This is a genomic window from Brachybacterium halotolerans subsp. kimchii, from assembly GCF_020792675.1.
In the GTDB taxonomy this organism is placed as follows: domain Bacteria; phylum Actinomycetota; class Actinomycetes; order Actinomycetales; family Dermabacteraceae; genus Brachybacterium; species Brachybacterium halotolerans.
This window is the reverse complement of sequence record NZ_CP086254.1, coordinates 1,899,133-1,918,512: the sequence shown is the minus strand read 5'-3', so window position 1 is coordinate 1,918,512 and position 19,380 is coordinate 1,899,133. Positions and strand designations below refer to the sequence as shown.

The 19,380-nt window shown below is 73.7% G+C and carries 13 protein-coding genes and 1 other RNA gene; 9 read left to right on the top strand and 5 right to left on the bottom strand.

The annotated features are described in order from the left end of the window. Positions 1-108 precede the first annotated feature (108 nt). From ffs to Bra3105_RS08735, 5 genes are all read left to right on the top strand, one after another. Positions 109-205, top strand: an RNA gene (ffs, locus tag Bra3105_RS08755) — signal recognition particle sRNA small type. A gap of 27 nt (positions 206-232) precedes the next feature. Then, the gene (locus Bra3105_RS08750; RefSeq protein ID WP_228359489.1) at positions 233-1,381 is read left to right on the top strand and encodes an FAD-dependent monooxygenase; all 1,149 of its coding nucleotides are present in this window, start codon (positions 233-235) and stop codon (positions 1,379-1,381) included. A 144-nt stretch (positions 1,382-1,525) separates the two neighbouring features. Then, positions 1,526-3,076: an alanine/glycine:cation symporter family protein gene (locus Bra3105_RS08745; protein ID WP_228359488.1), complete on the top strand. Its 1,551-nt coding sequence runs from the start codon at positions 1,526-1,528 to the stop codon at positions 3,074-3,076. 194 nt (positions 3,077-3,270) lie between these two features. Next, positions 3,271-4,752: a TIGR01777 family oxidoreductase gene (locus tag Bra3105_RS08740; protein ID WP_228359487.1), complete on the top strand. Its 1,482-nt coding sequence runs from the start codon at positions 3,271-3,273 to the stop codon at positions 4,750-4,752. A gap of 38 nt (positions 4,753-4,790) precedes the next feature. Further along, the gene (locus Bra3105_RS08735; RefSeq protein WP_228359486.1) at positions 4,791-5,912 is read left to right on the top strand and encodes a hypothetical protein; all 1,122 of its coding nucleotides are present in this window, start codon (positions 4,791-4,793) and stop codon (positions 5,910-5,912) included. A gap of 52 nt (positions 5,913-5,964) precedes the next feature. Here Bra3105_RS08735 and Bra3105_RS08730 read toward each other — a convergent pair whose 3' ends face one another. After that, on the bottom strand, positions 5,965-7,815 hold the full coding sequence (locus Bra3105_RS08730) for a Na+/H+ antiporter (RefSeq protein WP_228359485.1): 1,851 nt from the start codon (positions 7,813-7,815) through the stop codon (positions 5,965-5,967). Positions 7,816-7,916: 101 nt separating this feature from the next. After that, on the bottom strand, positions 7,917-9,386 hold the full coding sequence (locus Bra3105_RS08725; RefSeq protein ID WP_228359484.1) for an MFS transporter: 1,470 nt from the start codon (positions 9,384-9,386) through the stop codon (positions 7,917-7,919). A 129-nt stretch (positions 9,387-9,515) separates the two neighbouring features. On the opposite strand from Bra3105_RS08725, the gene Bra3105_RS08720 reads away from it, so the two are divergent. Both Bra3105_RS08720 and Bra3105_RS08715 read left to right on the top strand, forming a co-directional pair. After that, a complete protein-coding gene (locus Bra3105_RS08720; protein WP_228359483.1) occupies positions 9,516-10,217 on the top strand; it encodes a TetR/AcrR family transcriptional regulator C-terminal domain-containing protein in 702 nt (233 codons plus the stop codon). Positions 10,218-10,311: 94 nt separating this feature from the next. Beyond that, complete coding sequence (locus Bra3105_RS08715; protein WP_228359482.1) at positions 10,312-13,815, top strand: DNA polymerase III subunit gamma and tau; 3,504 nt, start codon at positions 10,312-10,314, stop codon at positions 13,813-13,815. Positions 13,816-13,824: 9 nt separating this feature from the next. Here the strand turns inward: Bra3105_RS08715 and Bra3105_RS08710 are convergent, their stop codons facing one another. After that, positions 13,825-14,343 carry a GyrI-like domain-containing protein gene (locus Bra3105_RS08710; RefSeq protein ID WP_228359481.1) on the bottom strand — a complete coding sequence of 173 codons (519 nt, stop codon included), beginning with the start codon at positions 14,341-14,343 and terminating at the stop codon, positions 13,825-13,827. A gap of 108 nt (positions 14,344-14,451) precedes the next feature. Between Bra3105_RS08710 and recR the strand changes: the two genes are divergently transcribed. After that, positions 14,452-15,045, top strand: coding sequence for a recombination mediator RecR (gene recR / locus Bra3105_RS08705; protein ID WP_228359480.1), 594 nt, complete (start codon positions 14,452-14,454; stop codon positions 15,043-15,045). A gap of 10 nt (positions 15,046-15,055) precedes the next feature. Then, positions 15,056-16,861 carry a hypothetical protein gene (locus tag Bra3105_RS08700; protein WP_228359479.1) on the top strand — a complete coding sequence of 602 codons (1,806 nt, stop codon included), beginning with the start codon at positions 15,056-15,058 and terminating at the stop codon, positions 16,859-16,861. Positions 16,862-16,912: 51 nt separating this feature from the next. Here the strand turns inward: Bra3105_RS08700 and Bra3105_RS08695 are convergent, their stop codons facing one another. Continuing rightward, positions 16,913-18,100 (bottom strand): ABC transporter permease, encoded by a 1,188-nt coding sequence (locus tag Bra3105_RS08695; RefSeq protein ID WP_228359478.1) that lies wholly within the window; start codon positions 18,098-18,100, stop codon positions 16,913-16,915. Next, a complete protein-coding gene (locus Bra3105_RS08690; RefSeq protein ID WP_228359477.1) occupies positions 18,097-19,254 on the bottom strand; it encodes an ATP-binding cassette domain-containing protein in 1,158 nt (385 codons plus the stop codon). The genes Bra3105_RS08695 and Bra3105_RS08690 overlap by 4 nt, the downstream gene beginning before the upstream one ends. Between the last annotated feature and the right edge of the window lie 126 nt (positions 19,255-19,380).

The window sequence follows — 19,380 nt, the reverse complement described above, 5'->3', positions numbered from 1 at the left end:
TCGCCAGGCGAGAGCACAGGGACCGCACGTCCGCGGCGGACGAAGGGAGCCGCGTCACGCCGCGCGGCGGCGGGTGTGCACGCGCGGCGCAGGATCGCTAGACTCGTGCGCGACCCCTCGTGCGGTGTCACCTCACTGAACTCCCCCAGGGCTTGACGGCAGCAAGGGCAGGTGGGCTCTGGCAGGTGCGCGAGGGGTCCTCTCATGCCCGGGTGCCGCGTACGCTCGCCCCATGGAGGTCCTGATCGTGGGCGGCGGAGTCTGCGGACTCGCACTCGCCCGCGGCCTCGCCCCCGCGCACGACGTCACGGTCCTGGAGGCCTCTCCCGGTCCGCGCGGCGGCGGATACATGATCGACTTCTTCGGACCCGGCGTCGGCGCCGCGAGACGGCTGGGCGTGCTCGGAGAGATGCGTGCGCGCTCGAGGGTCTTCGAGGGCGTGCGATACGTCGACGCCGCGGATCGCGAGCATGGGCGCATCGAGGTCGCGCCGCTGATCGAGGTGCTGGGCACCGACTACTTCTCGATCCTGCGGCCGCAGGTCGAGCTCGCCCTGCTCGCCGCCCTCCCCGACGCCGTCGACCTGCGCTATTCCGCCCGTGTCGACGAGGTGCACGCGGGCGAGCGGTCGGGGGAGCGGCCGAGGGTCGTGCTCGAGAGCGGCGAGGAGCTGACCGCCGACCTCGTCGTCGGCTGCGACGGGGTGCGCTCGCGGGTGCGCGCGGCGATCTCGCCGGCGCACGCCGAGGTGATGCCGATGGGGTACCGCGCCTCGAGCTTCCTGTTCGAGGATCCGCAGATCGCCGCCGAGCTCGGCGACTGGGCGATGCTCACCGATTCCCTCGAGCGCACGGCAGGGCTCTACGCGTGCGACGACCGCAGCGCGGCGCTGCTGCTGATGGAGAGGGAAGACCCCGCCGTCACCGCCCGGCCGACCCCCGACCCCGAGCAGCTGCGCGCGCGGTTCTCGGGACTGCACCCCCTCGCCGACCGTGCCCTCGAGCACGCCCCCGCGCAGTACTACGAGGACCTCGTCGCCCAGTCCTCCGCGCCCGGGTGGAGCCGAGGCGGGGTGACCCTCGCCGGCGACGCCGCGCACGCCGTCTCCCTCCTCGCCGGGCAGGGCACCTCGCTCGCGATCGCCGGGGCGGAGGCGCTCGCCGTCTCCCTGCGCCACGCGGGCCCGCACCGGGACGCCGGTCTCGCGGAGTACGAGCGCAGGATGCGCCCAGTGGCCGAACGCGCACAGCGCAGCGGCCGGCGCAGTGCGGGGACCTTCATCTCCCGCAGCGCGGCCGAGCGTCTCGTGCACCGTGCGGGGCGTCGACTTCTGGGCGTGCGCCCGCTGACCAGGGTCATCGCCCGACGCCTCGTCGCCTGAGGGGCCCGAGGGCGTCGCGCGCAGCGCCCGTCGGCCGAGGTCTCGATTTCGCAACATGACCCGAAATGGCCCGGAAAGCGGGAGTCGTGCGTCACACTCGTGCGTGCTGCACATCCCCTGCCCCCTCCTCAGGAGCCTCCTCGCATGAGTGATTTCATCTCCTGGCTGTCCGGAAACATCCAGGGCACGCCGTTCATCATCCTGTGCCTGGGTGCAGGTCTCTACTTCACCGCGAGGACCCTGCTCCTCCAGGTCGTCAACATCCCCGACATGCTGCGGCAGATCATCAGGGGCGAGAAGTCGGAGAGCGGCGTCTCCTCCTTCCAGTCGCTGATGATCTCTCTCGCCGGCCGCGTGGGCACCGGCAACATCGCGGGCGTCGCGACGGCCATCGCCTTCGGCGGGCCGGGCGCGGTGTTCTGGATGTGGGCGATGGCCTTCCTGGGGTCGGCGACCTCCTTCATCGAGTGCACGCTCGGCCAGATCTTCAAGGAGCGTGACCGCGACACCGGCGAGTACCGCGGCGGCCCCGCGTTCTACATCGAGAAGGCCTACAGGCACACCGGCGCCAAGGGCATCTCCCTGGTCTACGCGATCGTCTTCTCGCTCGTCACCGTGCTGGCCATGAGCTTCTTCCTCCCGGGCGTGCAGGCCAACGGCATCTCCGTCTCCGCCTTCGGCGCCTGGGGTCTCCCGCAGTGGATCTCGACCGTCGTGATCCTGGTGCTGCTGATGCTCATCGTGGTCGGCGGCGTCAAGCGCATCGCCACCTTCGCGGGCCTCGTGGTGCCCGTGATGGCGGTCATCTACATCCTCGCGGCGATCGTCGTGATGTTCGTGAACGCCGACCAGATCGTGCCCGTCTTCTCCGAGATCTTCTCCTCCGCCTTCGGCATGGACTCGGTCTACGGCGCGATCGTGGGCCTCGCCGTCCAGTGGGGCGTCAAGCGCGGCCTGTACTCGAACGAGGCCGGCCAGGGGACGGGCCCGCACGCCGCTGCCGCCGCGGAGGTCTCCCACCCCGCCAAGCAGGGCTTTGTGCAGGCCTTCGCCGTCTACGTCGACACCCTGTTCGTGTGCTCCGCGACCGCCTTCATGATCCTGTCCACCGGCATGTACCGCGTGTACTCCGACGCGGTCGAGGATCCCTCGCAGATCCTCACCCAGGGTCCCGGCGGCCTGGCCGACGACGTTCCCGTGGGTCCCGGCTTCGCGCAGGCGGGCTTCGACACCTTCCTGCCGGGCGTCGGCGCCTCGTTCATCGCGCTGTCGCTGTTCTTCTTCGCCTTCACCACGATCGTGGCGTACTACTACATGGCCGAGACCAACCTGACCTACCTCATGCGCTGGGTGCCGAGCCACCAGGTGCGCCGCGCGCTGGTGTGGGTGCTCCGCGTCCTCATGATCATCGCCGTGGCGATCGGCGGCCTGGCCACGACCACCGGCAACGCGTGGGCGCTCGGCGACATCGGCGTGGGCGCGATGGCCTGGCTGAACATCATCGCGATCCTGGTGCTGCAGGTGCCCGCGATGAAGGCGCTCAAGGACTACCGGCGCCAGAAGCGCGAGGGCCTGGATCCGCAGTTCGATCCGCGACCACTGGGCATCCGCAACGCCGAGTTCTGGGAGGAGCGGGCCGACGCCCGTGCCGCGGGCGGCGACGGCGGTCGGCCCAAGGTCGACGCGCTGGACTGACCCCCTCCCGCTGCGGGAGGGGCGGCGCCCTCCGGCCCAGCGGCCGGCGCCCTCCGATCTCGAACGGCCCCGCCTCTCCGGGCGGGGCCGTTCGCATGCCGCCTCGCGCATGCGGGGCCGCAGGCGCCGGAGAGGGAGGGCGCGTACCGTGGCGCATCACCGCGAACACCCGCGACCGACGCCGGGAGGCACCGATGCGCATCGAGGCACGCACCCCACTGGACCACGGCGTCGACGAGGTCCTCGCCTGGCACGAACGGCCCGGCGCCCTGGTCCGGCTCACGCCGCCCGGCATGGCTAGGATCGAGGACCCGGACGCGGGCGGGCTCGAGGTCGGCCGACGGGTCGCCGTGCGGCTCGGCCCTCCGCTGCTGCCGACGGGGCTCAGCCCTCGCTGGGAGCTGCGGCACGCCTCTCGCGAGGATCGTGGGAGCGGCGTGACGTCCGTCCACTCCTTCGTTGATGCCCAGGTCACCGGCCCCTTCCGCACGTGGCGGCACCAGCACGAGATCGCCGGGACCGGGCCCGGGAGCTCGGAGATCCGCGACCGCATCGACCTCGAGCTGCCGGGCGGTATCGGCAGCACCGGCGAGGCGGCCGGAGGCGGCAGTGCCGACCTGACGGGCGGCATCGGCGGCCTCCCGGCGCGCGAGGCCCGTCGGACGATCGAGCGCATGCTCGCCTTTCGCGGCGCGCAGCTGCGCGACGATCTCGCCTTCCACGCCCGCCATGCCGGCTCCCCGCGGCTGGTGGTCGCGATCGCCGGGGCCTCCGGGCTGATCGGCACGCAGCTCGTCGCGCTGCTGCGCACCGGCGGCCACCGGGTGATCCGCATGGTCCGCGGCCGCGCCGAGGGGCCCGACGAGATCCCCTGGGACCCCGAGCGCGGGGAGCTCGACCCGGCCGACCTCGAGGGCGTCGACGCGGTCGTGAACCTCGCCGGCCGGCCCATCTCCACGCGCTTCACCGCGCGCGCCGAGCGCGAGATCCTCACGTCCCGCGTCCGCGGCGGCGACCTCATCGCGCGCACGCTCGCGCGCATGAAGGACGGAGCGGACGGCGCGTCGGCCGGTCCCAGGGTCCTCGTGCAGGCCAGCGCGATCGGCGCCTACGGTGCCCAGCGGCCGGGCGAGGTGCTCACCGAGGACGACGCCTTCGGCGACGACGTCCTCGCCCGCGTCTGCGAAGAATGGGAGGCCAGCAGCGCCCCCGCCGTGCGGGCGGGCGTGCGCGTGGTGCACCTGCGCACGGGCATCGTGCTCTCCGACGGGGGAGGGGCCCTGCTCCCGCAGATCCCCATGTTCCTCGCCGGGATCGGCGGACGGCTCGCGACGCCGGACGCCGTGCTCTCCTGGATCACCCTGGACGACATGACCCGCGCCTACGCCCACGCACTGTGCACGGAACATCTCGAGGGGCCCGTGAACGCGGTCGCCCCCGCGCCCGTCACCTCGCGGGAGTTCGCCCGGACGCTCGGACGCGTGCTGCACCGGCCCGCGCTCGTGCCGGTCCCCGGCTTCGGGCCCGCCCTGCTGCTCGGGAGCGAGGGGGCGAAGGAGCTCGTGCGGGCCGACCAGGATGTCGACGCGTCGCGCCTGCTGGGAAGCGGGTTCGAGCCCGCCCACACGGAGCTCGAGCAGGCTCTGCGGCACGTGCTGCGTCGGCCGATGGTCTGAGGAAGAGGCCGTCGTCGTCTCCTGGCCCATGCTTCCGCATGATCCGCGGCCCCGCGCGGCCCGGCACGATGGAGGGCATGCAGGACGAGGGGACCAGGAACAGGGAGCCGGACCTCGAGGGGACGGACGGCGCGACGGAGAGCGACGCGACCGTGGGCGACGAGGAGTTCGGCGCGCACCGCGCCACGCGCTTCGGCGCCGACGTGCGCTACGAGGGTCGGCGCGACGACCACGAGTACGTCGCGGAGGTGCGCCACCGCACCCTGGACACCGAGGCCGTCATCCTTATCGACGGCGTGCGTCACGACCCGAAGGCCGAGAAGGCGCTCGCGAAGGCCGACCGCGCGGAGGACGTCACCACGGCGGACGGCCTCGCGCTGAAGCTCGACGACGGCTTCTTCCGCACCACGATCACCGTGCGCAGGCCCACGGCGAGCGGGACCATGAAGGACCGCGAGAAGCTCGTCGTGCGCACCACGACGCTCGGCGGCGCCGGTGAGGTGGACGTGGTCCGCGCGGACGAGCTCGTCGGCGCGCCGCTGGTGCCCGCCGAGGGGTCGCCCTCCGCCGCCCGCGAGGCCCGCAAGGCGGATCATCCCGTGCGCTTCGGCCTGATCGCCGCGGGAGCCCAGGCGGCGCGCTTCCTGGTGCCCCTGCTGGGGCTCGGCGCGCTGCTGTCGGGACTGCTCGATCCGGTCAAGCGCTGGATCGGCCGACTCGTCGAGCCCGTCGTCACCTGGGTCGACGAGGCGACCCGCGGCATCCGCACCTGGATCGGCGAGGTCACGCGTCCCGTGCGCGAGCTCGTCGACGCGCTCCTCGAGCCGATCCGTCGGTTCCTCGGCTGGCTCTGGAACCTGCTGTTCGGATGGATCCCGGACATCCATCTGGGCATCGACGTGCCGGACTGGATCGTCGACTACCTGGTGCCCGTCCTCGTCGTCGTGGTCGCCTTCGTGGTCACGATCGGCACGATCCGCGATCGCAGGGAGCGCCTGGAGAAGGCGCGGCGCGGAGAGGATCCGACGCGGCCGGAGTCGGAGGACGCCGGCGATGGCAGGGCCGAGGGGCGCGACGAGGACGACGATCCCGACGCCGACGGTGCCGACGTCGACGGGGATCGCGAGCGCGACGTGCGCGACGACGAGGTTCGCCGCTGAGGGCGCCTCGTCGGGACGGCGGCCGGGCAGGAGCCGGGCGGTTCGGCGGGGGTCAGGCCGTCGCCTGGTGCACGTAGCACCAGCGCCAGGTCTCGCCGGGCTCGGCGGACTGCATGACCGGGTGGCTCGTGTCGTGGAAGTGCGCGGTCGCGTGCTGGCCGGGGGAGCTGTCGCAGCAGCCGACCTCCCCGCACTCCAGGCACTGGCGCAGGGCCACGGTGGTGGTGCCCTCCTCGCGGCAGCGCCGGCAGAAGGCGCGCTCCGGCTCGGGCGTGCCGACGGCGGGATAGCGTCGCAGGTCCTCGCACCATCCGCCCTCGCCGCTGCCGGTCGCGACGATGTCCTCGCGGGCCTCGGTGCCGGAGTCCAGCAGCGACTCCTCGAAGTCGAGCATGCCCAGCACCTCGCGGACCACGTGCGAGGGCACCTTGCCCTTCGAGCGGATCTCGAGCACCCGCGCTCTCTCGGCCGCGAGCATCCGGGTGCGGATGCGGGTGAACGCGTCGCTCGGGCTCTCCTGGCCCACCTGCGTGGACAGTCGCTCCCAGGCGGCGAAGGTGCGCTGGTCCTGCCGGTCGCGGATCATCTGCACGACCGCGGGATCGTCCTGCTCCTCGCAGGAGGCGAGCACGGTATTGCCGGCGTCGGCCGCCTTCTGCAGCAGGGTCGCGCGGGCGAGGGCGTCGGCCGCCGGATCGTTCGGGACCACGCGCAGCACGCGGGTGAGCCACGGCAGGGTCAGGCCCTGCAGGTAGAGCGTGCCCAGCACGGCCACGAGCGCGATCAGCACGAGCACGTCGTGGTGCGGCACGGACGCGGGGATCACGAACACGGCGGCGATGGTGACGACGCCGCGCATGCCGGCCCAGCCCGTCACCACCACGTTCGGCCAGGGCGGCCTGCGGTCTGCGGGCACCCACAGCGTCATCACCAGGCGGCTCGCGCACATCCAGGCGAGCCGGGTGAGGATCACGACCGCGAGGGCTGCCGCGCACACGCCCAGCACGAAGCCCCAGCTCAGGGAGTGGCTGACGCCCGCGATGATCTGTGAGAACTGCAGACCGATGAGCAGGAACACCGCGTGCTCGAGGAGGAACGCGATCGAGGTCCAGGTGGCGTTCTCCGTGAGGCGCGAGGTCGAGGTCTGCACGAGCGGCGCCTTGTGGCCGATGAGCAGACCGGCGACGACCACGGCGATCACGCCGGAGGCGTGCAGCTCCTCGCCCAGCAGGTACGCGGCGAAGGGGACGACGAAGGAGATGCCGGTGTCCACGGCCGGGTCGTGCACCCAGCGCCGCACGGTGAGCACCGCGAACGCCACGGCGAGGCCGACGATCACGCCGCCTCCCGCGGCGATCAGGAAGTCCAGGCCGATCGAGCCGACCGCGACCGTGCCGGCGATCGCCGCGACTGCGGCCCGCAGCGCCACCAGGGCGGTGGCGTCGTTGAGCAGGGACTCGCCCTCGAGCACGGTGACGATCTGCCGCGGCAGGCCGATGCGCCGCGCCACCGCGCTCGCCGAGACCGCGTCGGGCGGGGCGACGACGGCGCCGACGGCGAGGGCGACCGGCCAGGGGACGTCGGGCATGAGCAGGTGCACGGTCGCGCCCACGGTCACGGTCGTGACCACCACCAGGGCGATCGACAGCATGGCGACGGTGCGCAGGTTCGCCCGGATGTCCACGAGGGAGGTCTTCAGCGCCGAGGAGTAGAGCAGCGGCGGCAGCAGACCCAGCAGCACGAGCTCGGGGGTCAGGCGCACGGCCGGCACGAAGGGGAGGTAGGAGGCGATCACGCCGATGACGATGAGGACCATCGGCGCGGGCAGCCGCAGGCGGTCCGCGATCGCGGAGCCCGCCAGGACGGTCACCACCAGCAGGACGATGAACAGGACGATGTGCACGTGCGCATTCTCCTCCAGGGACTGCGCGCACGACGACGGGGCGCCGGGCCGACGCATCGGCCCGGCGCGTCGGCCCGGCGCCCCGGGGCGGTTCCTCGGGCTCAGATGTCCTCGGCGTCCTCCGCGGCGCGCTGCGGGAGGAAGCGCAGCAGGCCCATCGCCAGCACGATCAGCAACACGTTGATCGCGAGCGCGGCCTCGAGGCCGTGGGCGAAGCCCAGCACCGGGGAGGCGGAGCCGGAGGCGATCGCGAAGAAGAGCGAGCCCAGCGTCGAGACGCCCAGGGCGGTGGAGATCTGCTGCACCGAGGTCAGGGCGCCGGAGGCCGAGCCGGCCTCGGCATCGGAGACGCCGGTGATGATGATGGAGAACGTCGGCCCCATCGCGATGCCGATGCCGATCCCGGCGATCAGCATCATCGGCGTCAGCAGCCAGGCGTCGACCGCCGCGCCCTGGGCCGCGATGCCGAGCAGCGTGAGCAGCTGGCCGAGCGCCGCGATCACCATGCCGATCGCCATCGTGCGGCGCGTGCCGCCGAGCTTCGCCGCTGCGGCCATGCCCAGCATCATCCCGAGCGCCTCGGAGATGGTGACGATCGAGGTGAGCAGCGGGCTCATCCCGAGCCCCATCTGCAGGAACAGGGCCGTGATCATGCCGATCGCCCCCGTGCCGCCGAAGAACACGAGCATGATCGCGAGGCCGGCGAGGAAGGTGCGGTTGCGGAACAGGCTGGGCTCGACCAGGGCGTCGCGGCCGGCGCGCGAGCGCCGACGCTGCTGGACGAGGAAGACGCCGAGCAGCGCCACGCCGCCCGCGAGCACGACGAGGGTCCAGGCCGGCCATCCGAGCTCGCGGCCCTCGACCAGCGGGTAGACGATCGCGGCCATCCCGGCCGCGCTGAGCACGGCGCCCGTCCAGTCCAGGCTGAGGGAGCGGGTGGAGGACTCGCGCGGGAGCAGGCGCAGGCCCGCGACGATCGCGAGCACGCAGGGGATCACGTTGACCGCGAACAGGGAGCGCCAGCTGAGGCCGAAGGGATCGAGGTCCATGAGGACGCCCGCGAGGATCGGGCCGCCGATGCCGGCGACCATCATCATCGGGCCGAACAGGCCGAAGGCCTTCGCCGCGTGCTCCCCGGGGAACAGGGTGCGGATCATGCCCATGCCCTGCGGGAGCATGAGCGCGCCGAGCAGGCCCTGGAGCACGCGCCCCAGGATGAGCACCCAGGCGACGGGAGCGCAGGCCGACAGCAGCGAGCCGAGCGTGAAGCCGACCATGCCGATCAGGAACAGGCGGCGCTTGCCGAACATGTCGCCGAGGCGCCCGCCGATCAGCAGTCCGGAGGCCATGGACAGGGTGTAGGCGGCGGCCGTCCACTGCAGCAGGGCGGGGCCGCCGTCGAGGTCGGCCAGCAGCGCCGGGCCGCCGATGGACGTGATGAGGGCGTCGAGCCCGTCGAGCATCTCCGCCACCAGGATCACGACGAGGGCGAGCCAGGACGAGCGGGGGATCGGCGGAGCGGTGGAGGGCGGTGCGGCGACCGCGGAGTCGGTGAGGGGCGAAGTGGTCATGAGGGGCTCCTGGGCGGGGTGGGATCGGCCGTTGGAGAACACTGTTTTTCCGTAGCCGAACACTGTTCGGAAGAGGCGAACAGTGTTCTACTCCTGAACAGCGTTCGGCGCAAGGGGTAGGGTCGGCCCATGGATCGTCGTCAGTTCCCGCTCCCGCCGCGGACCCCCGGCCCGCCGCCGAGGCCGCCGCGTCCGCCCAGGTCGCGGCGGGTCCTGGACGCCGAGCAGATCATCGATGTGACCCTGCGCATCATCGACGTGGACGGGACCGACGCGGTGACCATGCGCCGTCTCGCCTCCGACCTGGGCGTGACCGCTTCGAGCCTCTACCAGCACGTGCGCAGCCGGGAGGGCCTGCTGGCCCTCGCCCACGGCCGGGTCAGCGACGAGTTGGGGCCCGTGCCCGACACCGGTGATCTCCGCGCGGACCTCCACGAGCACTATCTGCGCATGCACCGGGTGCTCACCGCCCACGGGGACATCGCGCGCCTGGACTTCGCGGCGGTGCCCTCGGGGATGGGCGACTTCGAGGACCTCGAGGTGCTGCTGGGACGGCTGCTCGACGCGGGGATCGGGTCCCGTCGGGCGATGTGGGCGGTGGACCGCCTGCTCCTCTACACCGCGGCCGACGTCTACGAGAACTGGCTCTTCCGCACCCGCACAGCGCCCGAGATGGAGGCCTGGACCACACGCGTCCGCGCGCACCTGGAGAGCGGCGGGGAGAACCCGTTCCCGCGCGTCACCTCCCTGATGGGGACGATGGCCGAGGGGGACGTCGAGGAGCGCTACCTGCTGGGCCTCGACCTCCTGCTGGAGGGTCTGCTGCCGTAGTGCCGGGGCCGACGGCCGGGGCCCGCGGGTCCTCCCCATGGCGCCGTCGCCCACAGCGGTCCCGTGGGTCCCACCGCCCCGTTAGCCTTGTCGGGTGGTCACCGCTCTGTACCGTCGCTACCGCCCTGAGTCCTTCGCCGAGGTCATCGGCCAGGACCACGTCACCGTGCCGCTCATGCGCGCCCTGCGCAACGGCCGGGTGGGCCATGCCTATCTGTTCTCGGGCCCGCGCGGCTGCGGCAAGACGACGTCGGCCCGCATCCTCGCGCGCTGCCTGAACTGCGAGCAGGGGCCGACGGACACCCCGTGCGGCGAGTGCGACTCGTGCCGCGACCTCGCGCGCAACGGCCCCGGCAGCCTCGACGTGGTCGAGATCGACGCCGCGAGCCACGGCGGCGTGGACGACGCCCGCGAGCTGCGCGAGCGCGCGACCTTCGCGCCCGCGCGCGATCGGTACAAGGTCTTCATCATCGACGAGGCGCACATGGTGACCTCGGCCGGGTTCAACGCGCTGCTGAAGCTCGTCGAGGAGCCGCCCGAGCACGTGAAGTTCGTGTTCGCGACCACCGAGCCGGACAAGGTCATCGGCACCATCCGCTCGCGCACCCACCACTACCCGTTCCGGCTGATCCCGCCGCAGATCCTCACCCCGTACCTCGAGCAGGTCTGCGCGGCCGAGGGCGTGCAGGTCGGCGAGGGCGTGCTGCCGCTCGTGGTGCGCGCGGGCGGCGGGTCCGCGCGCGACACCATGTCGGTGCTCGACCAGCTGATGGCCGGCGCCGGCGAGGACGGCGTGGACTACGAGACGGCGATCAGCCTGCTCGGCTTCACCGACACCTCCCTGCTGGACGAGGCGATCACCGCGATCGGCCAGCGCGACGCCGGGACCCTCTACCGGGCGATCGAGCGGGTCCTGGAGACCGGCCACGAGCCGCGCCGCTTCGTCGAGGATCTGCTGGAGCGCCTGCGCGACCTCATCGTGCTCGCGGCGGTCCCGGAGCGCGGCCACGAGCTGCTGCCCGAGGTCCCCGACGCCGAGCTCGAGCGCATGCGCGAGCAGGTCGGCTGGTTCCCCGTCGCCGACCTCTCCCTCAGCGGCGATCTCGTGAACCAGGCGCTCAGCACCATGTCCGGTGCGACCAGTCCGCGTCTGCACCTCGAGCTGCTCGCGGCGCGGCTGCTGCTGCGCGGCCAGCAGGTCGCCGCGGCCCCCGTCGCCGGTGCCGCCCCTGGCGGTGCGCCGAGCGGAGCCGCAGCTTCCGCCCCCGGGGCCTCCGGGGCGGGTGCTGCCGGTGCGGGAGCGGCCGGCGGAGCGCCCGCGGGCCGCAGCGGGGCCGCCGCGGCGCGCGCCGCGCTGCCGAACGCGGGCGGTAGCGCGCAGTCCGGTGAGGGACAGGGCCGCACCGCGCAGGGCGGCGGAGCGCAGGCCGGGTCCGGCCGCGAGGAGGCCCGCAGGATCGCCCAGCAGCACTCCGCCTCGGGGCAGAGCCGCAGCGCGAGCGCGGCGTCGGCCGCGCCTGCTCCGGCCGCTGCCCCTGCTCCGGGACCTGAGTCCTCGCGCCCGGCCGCGGAGCAGCCTCCGCGCCCGGCGGTGGACGAGCCGTCGTCCGCACGCTCCGCACAGCCCGCGCCCGCGGCCGCGCCGACCGACCAGGAGGCGGAGAAGCCCCAGCCCGAGTCCGGCGCATCCGCCGGTGCTGTCGGCGAGCAGTCCGCGCCCGCGGCCGACGACGACTGGGGCCCGGTCGCGGCGATCCCCGGGAGCGCGACGACAGGCACCCGACCCGCCGAGGCGCCCGGATCGGACGCACCGCAGCCGGAGGCGGCGCCCGCGCAGCCGTCCGCTCCTGCCCAGGGCGCTGACGGCCAGCCCGACCAGGCGGCGCAGCCCGCATCCGGCGGTGGTGCGCAGGAGGTCCGCGAGCACTGGTCGGCGATCCTCGAGGCGCTGCAGCAGATCCGTCGGCCCTCGTGGGCGCTCGTCTCCCAGCACGCGCACGTCGCCGACCTGAGCGGCGGGAGGCTGACGATCTCCTTCCGTTCCGGCGGCCTGCTGAGCGCCTTCGGGCGCGGCACCGGTGCGGAGAACCTCGCGCAGGCGGTGCGGAAGATCATGCACCAGGACGTCACCGTGGAGGCGGTTCTCGACGAGAACCCCTCGGACGATGGCCCCGCCGGCGGCTCGGGCGGCGGCAGCGGCCCCGCCGGTGGCAACGGCCCTGCCAGCGGCAACGGTCCCACCGGTGGCAGCGGACCGGGCGGCGCAGCCAGTGGTCCCGGCGGGGGAGCGTCGGGCGCACCCGCCGCCCCGGCTCCGCGGGGTGCGCAGGGCGAGGGGCAGAACGCTCCTCGCGGCACGGATGCGCCCGGCCGGCAGGATCCGCGATCGCAGGGGTCCCCGGCGCGCCCGCAGGCGTCATCGCAGCCTTCCGCCCAGTCCTCGCCGCAGGCCGCGCCGCAGAATCGTCCCGCCGCCGAAGCCGGTGGCCGGGCGCCGCGTGGCGGAACCGCCCCGTGGGGCGACGCGGCGCCGCATGACGACTTCCCGCCGGAGCCCGACGACGACCCCTATCCGCCCGAGCCCGAGGACTCCTACCCGCCGGACCCGCGGGACTCCTTCGCACCCGGCCCTGCCGATCGACCTGTGGCGCGGCCCGCCTCGGCACGGGGGACCGCGGCGCCCGGGACGCCGGGGCCCGAGACCACGAGGACGTCACCAGCCCCGTCGAACGGTTCCCCTGCGCAGGGGAGCGCTGACGCGCAGGATGCATCGGTGCCGGACGCGACCGCGCAAGACGCCGCGGAGACCAGCCCCGCGCAGACCGGTGAGGTGCTCGAGGTCCATGACGAGGGCCGTGACACGCTCTCCGGTGATGTCCCGCGCACCCACGGGCAGGCCGCGCTGAAGAAGGCGATCGAGTCCGGGCGCCCCGTCCGCTCCCTCCCGCCCGTCGACGGGCAGGGCGACAGCGCGAGCGATGGCAGCGGTGGCGACAACATCGGTGGCGACGACGGCGCCGGCGGCATCAGCGACAGCGGCATCAGTGACAGCGGAGACGACGCGCAGCCCCCAGTGGTGGGTGAGGCTTCCGCTCCGGAACCCGATCCGGTCGCTGCACCGTCTGCGCCCTCGGCATCGTACGACGCGGACTGGTCGTCGGCCCTGTCCTCGGTCGCCCCTCCCGCCGGGTCCGCGACCTCCGCGGCCCCGGCTCCTTCGGCGGCGTCTGCCGTCTCGGCCTCCGCCCCGCCGTCCGCGGCGTCGGCTGCACCGGCCTCCGCGCCGTCGGCCCCCGCCCCGTCGGCACAGTCGGCCGCATCGGCGTCCTCGGCAGCTCCCGCCCCGGCGACCCGCTCGACGGGCGCCGCGCTCGCGCGCGAAGCCGTGCTCGCCTCCCGCAGCCAGCCCGTGCAGCGCCGCGGCTCGGCCGCCGAGGCACCGCCCGAGCCCGATGCGCAGGACGAGGACCCCACGGGCGGCGCCACCTGGTACGACGAGGACGTGGACGCCGGACAGGTCGCCACGCGCAGCGGACGCGAGATCGCCGAGACCGTGCTGGGCGGGAAAGTCCTGGAGATCATCGACGAGACCCGGTGAGGCGCGCCGCTACTCCTCGAGCAGCGAGAACAGGTCCGTGCGCAGGGTGGACGGGTCCTTCGTCTCCGCGGGGTTGGACACGTAGAGCTCCCAGATCGGGAAGCGCGACTGCTCGCCCGCCTCGCCGACAGCCTCCATGAACGCGCCCCACGCATCGCCCAGCGCGCCGTAGCCGCCCAGATGGCTGAGCATCGCCACGCGGCCCGTGGGCAGGCTCGAGGCCTGTGCGGTGAAGCCGCTCGGCAGCTCGAGCGGGCCCTCGAGCAGGCCGTCGACTGGGAAGCCGACCTCGAGATCGGCCGTGTCCACGGGGAAGCGGTGGTGCAGGGCGAACGCGGCGCCCGTCGGGTGGATCCCGCGCTCCCCGAGCGCGCCCGCGAGATGCGAGAACACGCCGTCCATCAGCTGGGGCAGCTTGAACACGGGGAAGTCCTCGCGAGCGACCACCACGGTGCGCACCACGGGTGCTTCCGCGATGCGCAGCTCGGTCACCGGGGCGTCGGCGTCGTACGGGGCGGGCAGGGACATCGCGGCTCCTTCGTCGATCCTGCGCCCACCGTAGCCGCGTGATCGGCCCCTCGCGAACGCGGGGCGCGCATGTCCTGGGACGTCGGCCCCCTCGCCTAGAGTGGCAGGGTGTACGAAGGCATCGTCCAGGACCTGATCGACCAGCTCGGCAAGCTGCCCGGGATCGGTCCCAAATCCGCGCAGCGCATCGCGTTCCATCTCCTGGACGCCGACGAGCAGTCCGTGCGCGCGCTCGCCGACGTGCTCATCCGCGTGAAGGAGACCGTGCGCTTCTGCGAGATCTGCGGCAACGTCTCGGCCGAGGACCGCTGCCGGATCTGCACCGACCCGCGCCGCAGCGACGCCGTGATCTGCGTGGTCGAGGAGTCCAAGGACATCGTCGCCATCGAGCGGATCCGCGAGTTCAAGGGCCGCTACCACGTGCTCGGCGGCGCGATCGACCCGATCGGCGGCGTCGGCCCCAACGACCTGCGCATCGCCGAGCTCATGAAGCGCCTGGGCAGCGGCGAGACCGAGGAGGTCATCCTCGCCCTGGACCCGAACGTGGAGGGCGAGGCCACCAGTGCCTACCTCTCGCGCCTGCTCGGCTCCATGGACATCACCGTCACCCGCCTCGCCTCCGGGCTTCCCGTCGGCGGCGACCTCGACTACGCCGACGAGCTCACCCTGGGGCGCGCCTTCCTGGGGCGCCAGAGCGTGTGAGGGCGCAGCGATGACCCAGCCGCCCTCGCATCCCCCGCACCCCTCGTACTCGCCGCCTGCACCGCACCCTGCCTCGGGCCCCGCGCCCGCCTCCCCTGATCTCCCGAGCGCCTCCTGGTCCTCCTTGGACGGTGGCCGTCCGCCGCTGCTGCGCCTGCCCGAGCCGCGCCGCGTGCCGCCGACGGACCCCGCGTCCGTGCTGCCCGAGGAGTACCTGCTGGACTCCCGGCGCGACCTGCTGCGGCGCCTGATCCGGCGCAGCTGGGCGGCGGCCCTCGTGCTCTGGCCCCTGTGGCTGTGCCTGGTCGCGCTCTACGTGCTGGGCACCTCGCCCACCTTCTGGCTGCTCTCGCTGTTCGCCGCGATCGCGGACTCCTCCCTGCTGCGCCAGACCACCGTGATGATGGGCTTCAGCGGAGGCGGGCTCCTGTTCGGCTTCGTCGGACTGCCGCTGCTGGCGACCGCGCTCTCCCTGCTGCTGCTCTCGGCCTCCGCGGCATGGGCGGGCAGGATCCGTCCCCGCGAGCTGCTGGACGAGACGGCCTTCCAGCGGGCGGTCTCCCTGCGCGCCGCGCTGCCGCTGATCGCCCCCGCCTACGCGGTGATCGCCCTGCTGGTCCTCGCCGTGATGGTGCAGGCGCCGCTGCAGTGGAGAGGACTCAGCGCGGGCGCCCTCAGCTCGCTGGCCATGGGGATCGGCCTGTGCATGATCGCCCAGACCATCCTGCGGCGCGTGCTCTCCGCGCCCCGTCTGCTGGGCGTGCCATCGCCCGGCGAGCTCGAGCGCACGGTCATGATCGGGCCGCACGAGGAGCGACGCGAGGCCGCCGGGCGCCTGCGCGCGCAGGATCGCCGCCATCTCCCGCCCCATCGCGAGGAGTTCGGGCCCGCATCGGTGCTGCGCGCCCTGCGCGTGACCGCGCGCGGCTGGTGCCTGTGGGTGGCCCCCGCCGGGCTCGGGCTCGCGTGGATCGTCTTCGCGATCACCGATGTGGTCGTGCTGTTCTCCCGCCTGAGCTCGGTCAGCAGCTGGCAGCAGCAGGCGCCCGCGCAGCTTCCCTGGCAGCTGCTCGTGATCTCCGTCCCGCTGGGAGCCCTCACCGCGCTGGGACTGGGCCTCGCCCCGTTCGCGGCGATCCGCACCAGCCGTTCCCTGCGCGGTCGCGTCACCGACCTGCGCACCCATCCGGTCTGGTCGGACCGGGTGGCCGTGAACCCGTGGGAGGGCGCCGTCGCGACCCGCACGGGCCTCGCGCAGGCAGGGGTGGTGCTGATCGCGGTGGTCGTGCTGGGCATGACGCTGGCCCTCGCGGGCGCGCTCACCGCCGTGGGATGGGTGTGGCTGGTGCTCGACGTGCTCGTGCTGGTCCCGTTCGTCGGCGTCGCGGGCACCTGGGCCATGCGCCGCCACCTGCGCTACGTGGTCTACGGGCGGGCCGGGGCGTACATGCGCCGGCGCACCCCGTGGGCGATGGTCGCCCCGCTGTTCGGCACCCGCGCCGACCGGGCGGACGACCCCGTGGTGATCGCCGAGATCCGTCGACGTCGGCGCGCCGAGGTCGGCGAGTACGGCCTCGAGCCCGTCGGCCCCGATCCGGACGGGGCGGCGGGACACGCCGGGTCGGGCGGGCCCGGTGGTGCTGGGAGCGCGGGGCCGACGGGCTCCGGCGCGCACGGCGCACCGGGAGTGGGCGATGAGCCCGTCGGCCTCCCGGACTTCGGGGCCGAGGACGGTGCACCGACCCCCGGTGGCGGCAGGAGGCAGGCCCCCGGACACGCCATCCCGGGCTCGACCACCGAGCTGCGCGAGCGCTGAGGGAGGGTCGAGTGCGGGCAGCGACGTCGGCCCGACCGCCCGACCTGCCGATCAGGCGATGCGCTCGCCGCGACCCATGCGGCGCTGGGGCGTCGCCAGGCGCCGCACCGTGAAGGCGAGTCCGCCGGCTCCGGCGAGCACCCACATGCCCAGGCCCATCGGCCAGACGGGATGATCCTGCGGGCTGCCCAGATCCGCCGGGTAGCCGGGCGACTCGTCGTCGTAGCACTCGTTGAAGTTCGAGGGATGCGTGGGATCGGCGGCGTAGCGGATGCCCAGCGAGATCGTGCTCAGCATGTCGAACGACGCGGGGGCCATGCCCGAGCGGTCGAGGTCGAGCGACGGCGCCATGTCCGCGACGAGCACCATCGGGTTCGGCCACATGAGGACGAGCGGGATGTCCGTGCGCACCACGTCGCGCTGCTGCTGGCGGGTGACGCACTGGCCGACCTGGTCGCTCTCGGCGTCGTAGGACTGCTCGTAGATGGTGACCTCGCGATGCTGGACGAGCAGCACCGAGCTCGCGCCCCAGATGATCGGCAGCACGAAGGTGGTGCCGAGCACCACCAGATAGGCGAGGACCACGGAGCCCAGCTGCCTCGAGGCGAGCGCGGACAACCCGATGCCGACGGCGGTGATGCACAGGGCGATCGCCGCGATCATCGCGAGCACGCGCAGCACGTACAGCGGGGAGATCTGGCCGATCAGCGCCGCGGGCAGCAGGGCCGGCAGCGCGGCGGCGACGAAGGCCAGGCCCGTCACCCAGCCGGCCGCGAGCTTGCCCAGCGCGATCTCCATGGGCGTGAGCAGCGAGACCTGCAGGATCGCGAGGGTCCCGGTGCTGCGCTCGCCGTTGATCGCGCCGGCGCTCAGCGCGGGCAGCACGAGCATCATCGCGAACACGAGGAACAGCACGATCAGCGAGTAGACGACCCGCGAGACCCCGGCCATGTCCCCGAAGGCCTGCGTGTTCAGCCAGAACGCGCCCAGCACGAGCGCGCTCGTGCCGGTGAGCACCACGAACCACACCGCGAGCGCGACGTACCAGCGCACGGAGCGCACCTTCTGGCGCAGCTCGAGCCCGGCCATCAGCACGACGCCGCGCGGGGTGGCCGCCCAGGCGGAGCGGCGCGGCCACACACCGGGATCGAGCGGAGGGACCGACGACGGCTGGGCCGAGGACCGGGACGGCGGCTGGGAGGAGGGCTGGTGCGCGGGAGGCGGGGCCGTGGTGCTCACAGGGATCCTTCCCGTCGTGCGGCGTCTGTGCGCAGATACGCGGCCTCGAGACGGCCGGTGGTGGGGGAGAAGCCGACGACCTGCGCGTCCTGGGCGACCAGGTCGCGCAGCAGCCGCGCGGCGGTCGCCTCGTCGGGCAGGGCCATGAGCGCCTCGGCGTGGCCGCTCGTGGTCCGCTCGCCCTCGCGCACCTCGGTGCCGTGGACGTTCAGGGCCGTCAGCGCCGCGCGCAGCGCACCGGCCGAGAGCCCCTCGATGCGCCAGGTGCGGGGCCGGTGGGCGAGATCGCGCAGGCTCGAGGAGTCCACGACCTCCCCGCGGTCCATGAGCACCACGGAGTCGGCCATCTCCTCGAGCTCGGAGAGGATGTGGCTCGAGATCAGCACGCACGCCCCGGCCTCCGCACGCGAGCGCAGCACGTCGCGCAGGCGGCGCCGGGCGGCCGGGTCGAGCCCCGATGCCGGCTCGTCGAGGATCAGCACGCGCGGCTCGTGGATGAGCGCCCGGGCCAGTCCCAGGCGCTGCTTCTGCCCGCGGGACAGCACATGGGCGCGCTGCTCGGCCAGGGACCGCAGGTCGAGCTCGTCCAGCAGGCGCTCGATGCGCCCGCGGGCGACCTCGCGCGGCAGGAAGTACGAGGAGGCGATGACCTCGAGGACCTCCCGCACGCGCAACGAGTCCCAGGCGCCGAACTGGTCGGGCATCCAGCCCACCATCGCCTTCACGGCCGTCGGGTTCTGCGCCGGGTCGACGCCGCCGATGCGGATGTGGCCGGCGTCGGGCGCGAGCAGCGCCGCGAGCATGAGCATGAGCGTGGACTTCCCGCACCCGTTGGGCCCGACCAGCGCGGTCACCGATCCCGCCTGCGCGGTGAAGCTCAGCCCGCGCACCGCGTGCACGGCCCCGAAGGACCGCGAGACGCCCGCCGCGATGATCGCCGGCGGGACGGCCGAGCCGTCGCCCGGCTGCTGCGGCAACCTCGGCGCGGCAGGGTGCTGCGGATACGGGGGACGGGAGCCGTCGTAGGCCGACGGGACGGCGCCGTCGGGGCCCGACGGGATGGCGCCGGGGGGCGACGTCTGGCCGCCGGGATCACCGGTCGGCGGCGGGGAGTCGCCGGTCGGCGGCTCGAACGAGGGCAATGAGGTGCTCACGCCTTCGATCCAAGCAGGTGGGGAGACCGCCGTCACGGGGATCCTGCGAATTCGGAGGGCACGAGCAGGGGAGGAGCTGGGGAGGAAGCGTGAAGGAGGCCCGGCGGACGCGCCCGGCGGCGGCGG

Bases quoted from the DNA above. Each gene is read 5' to 3' on its own strand.
- Bra3105_RS08750 (WP_228359489.1), top strand. From the start codon at position 233: ATGGAGGTCCTGATCGTGGGCGGCGGAGTCTGCGGACTCGCACTCGCC.
- Bra3105_RS08745 (WP_228359488.1), top strand. From the start codon at position 1,526: ATGAGTGATTTCATCTCCTGGCTGTCCGGAAACATCCAGGGCACGCCG.
- Bra3105_RS08740 (WP_228359487.1), top strand. From the start codon at position 3,271: ATGCGCATCGAGGCACGCACCCCACTGGACCACGGCGTCGACGAGGTC.
- Bra3105_RS08735 (WP_228359486.1), top strand. From the start codon at position 4,791: ATGATCCGCGGCCCCGCGCGGCCCGGCACGATGGAGGGCATGCAGGAC.
- Bra3105_RS08725 (WP_228359484.1), bottom strand. From the start codon at position 9,386: ATGACCACTTCGCCCCTCACCGACTCCGCGGTCGCCGCACCGCCCTCC.
- Bra3105_RS08720 (WP_228359483.1), top strand. From the start codon at position 9,516: ATGGATCGTCGTCAGTTCCCGCTCCCGCCGCGGACCCCCGGCCCGCCG.
- Bra3105_RS08710 (WP_228359481.1), bottom strand. From the start codon at position 14,343: ATGTCCCTGCCCGCCCCGTACGACGCCGACGCCCCGGTGACCGAGCTG.
- Bra3105_RS08700 (WP_228359479.1), top strand. From the start codon at position 15,056: ATGACCCAGCCGCCCTCGCATCCCCCGCACCCCTCGTACTCGCCGCCT.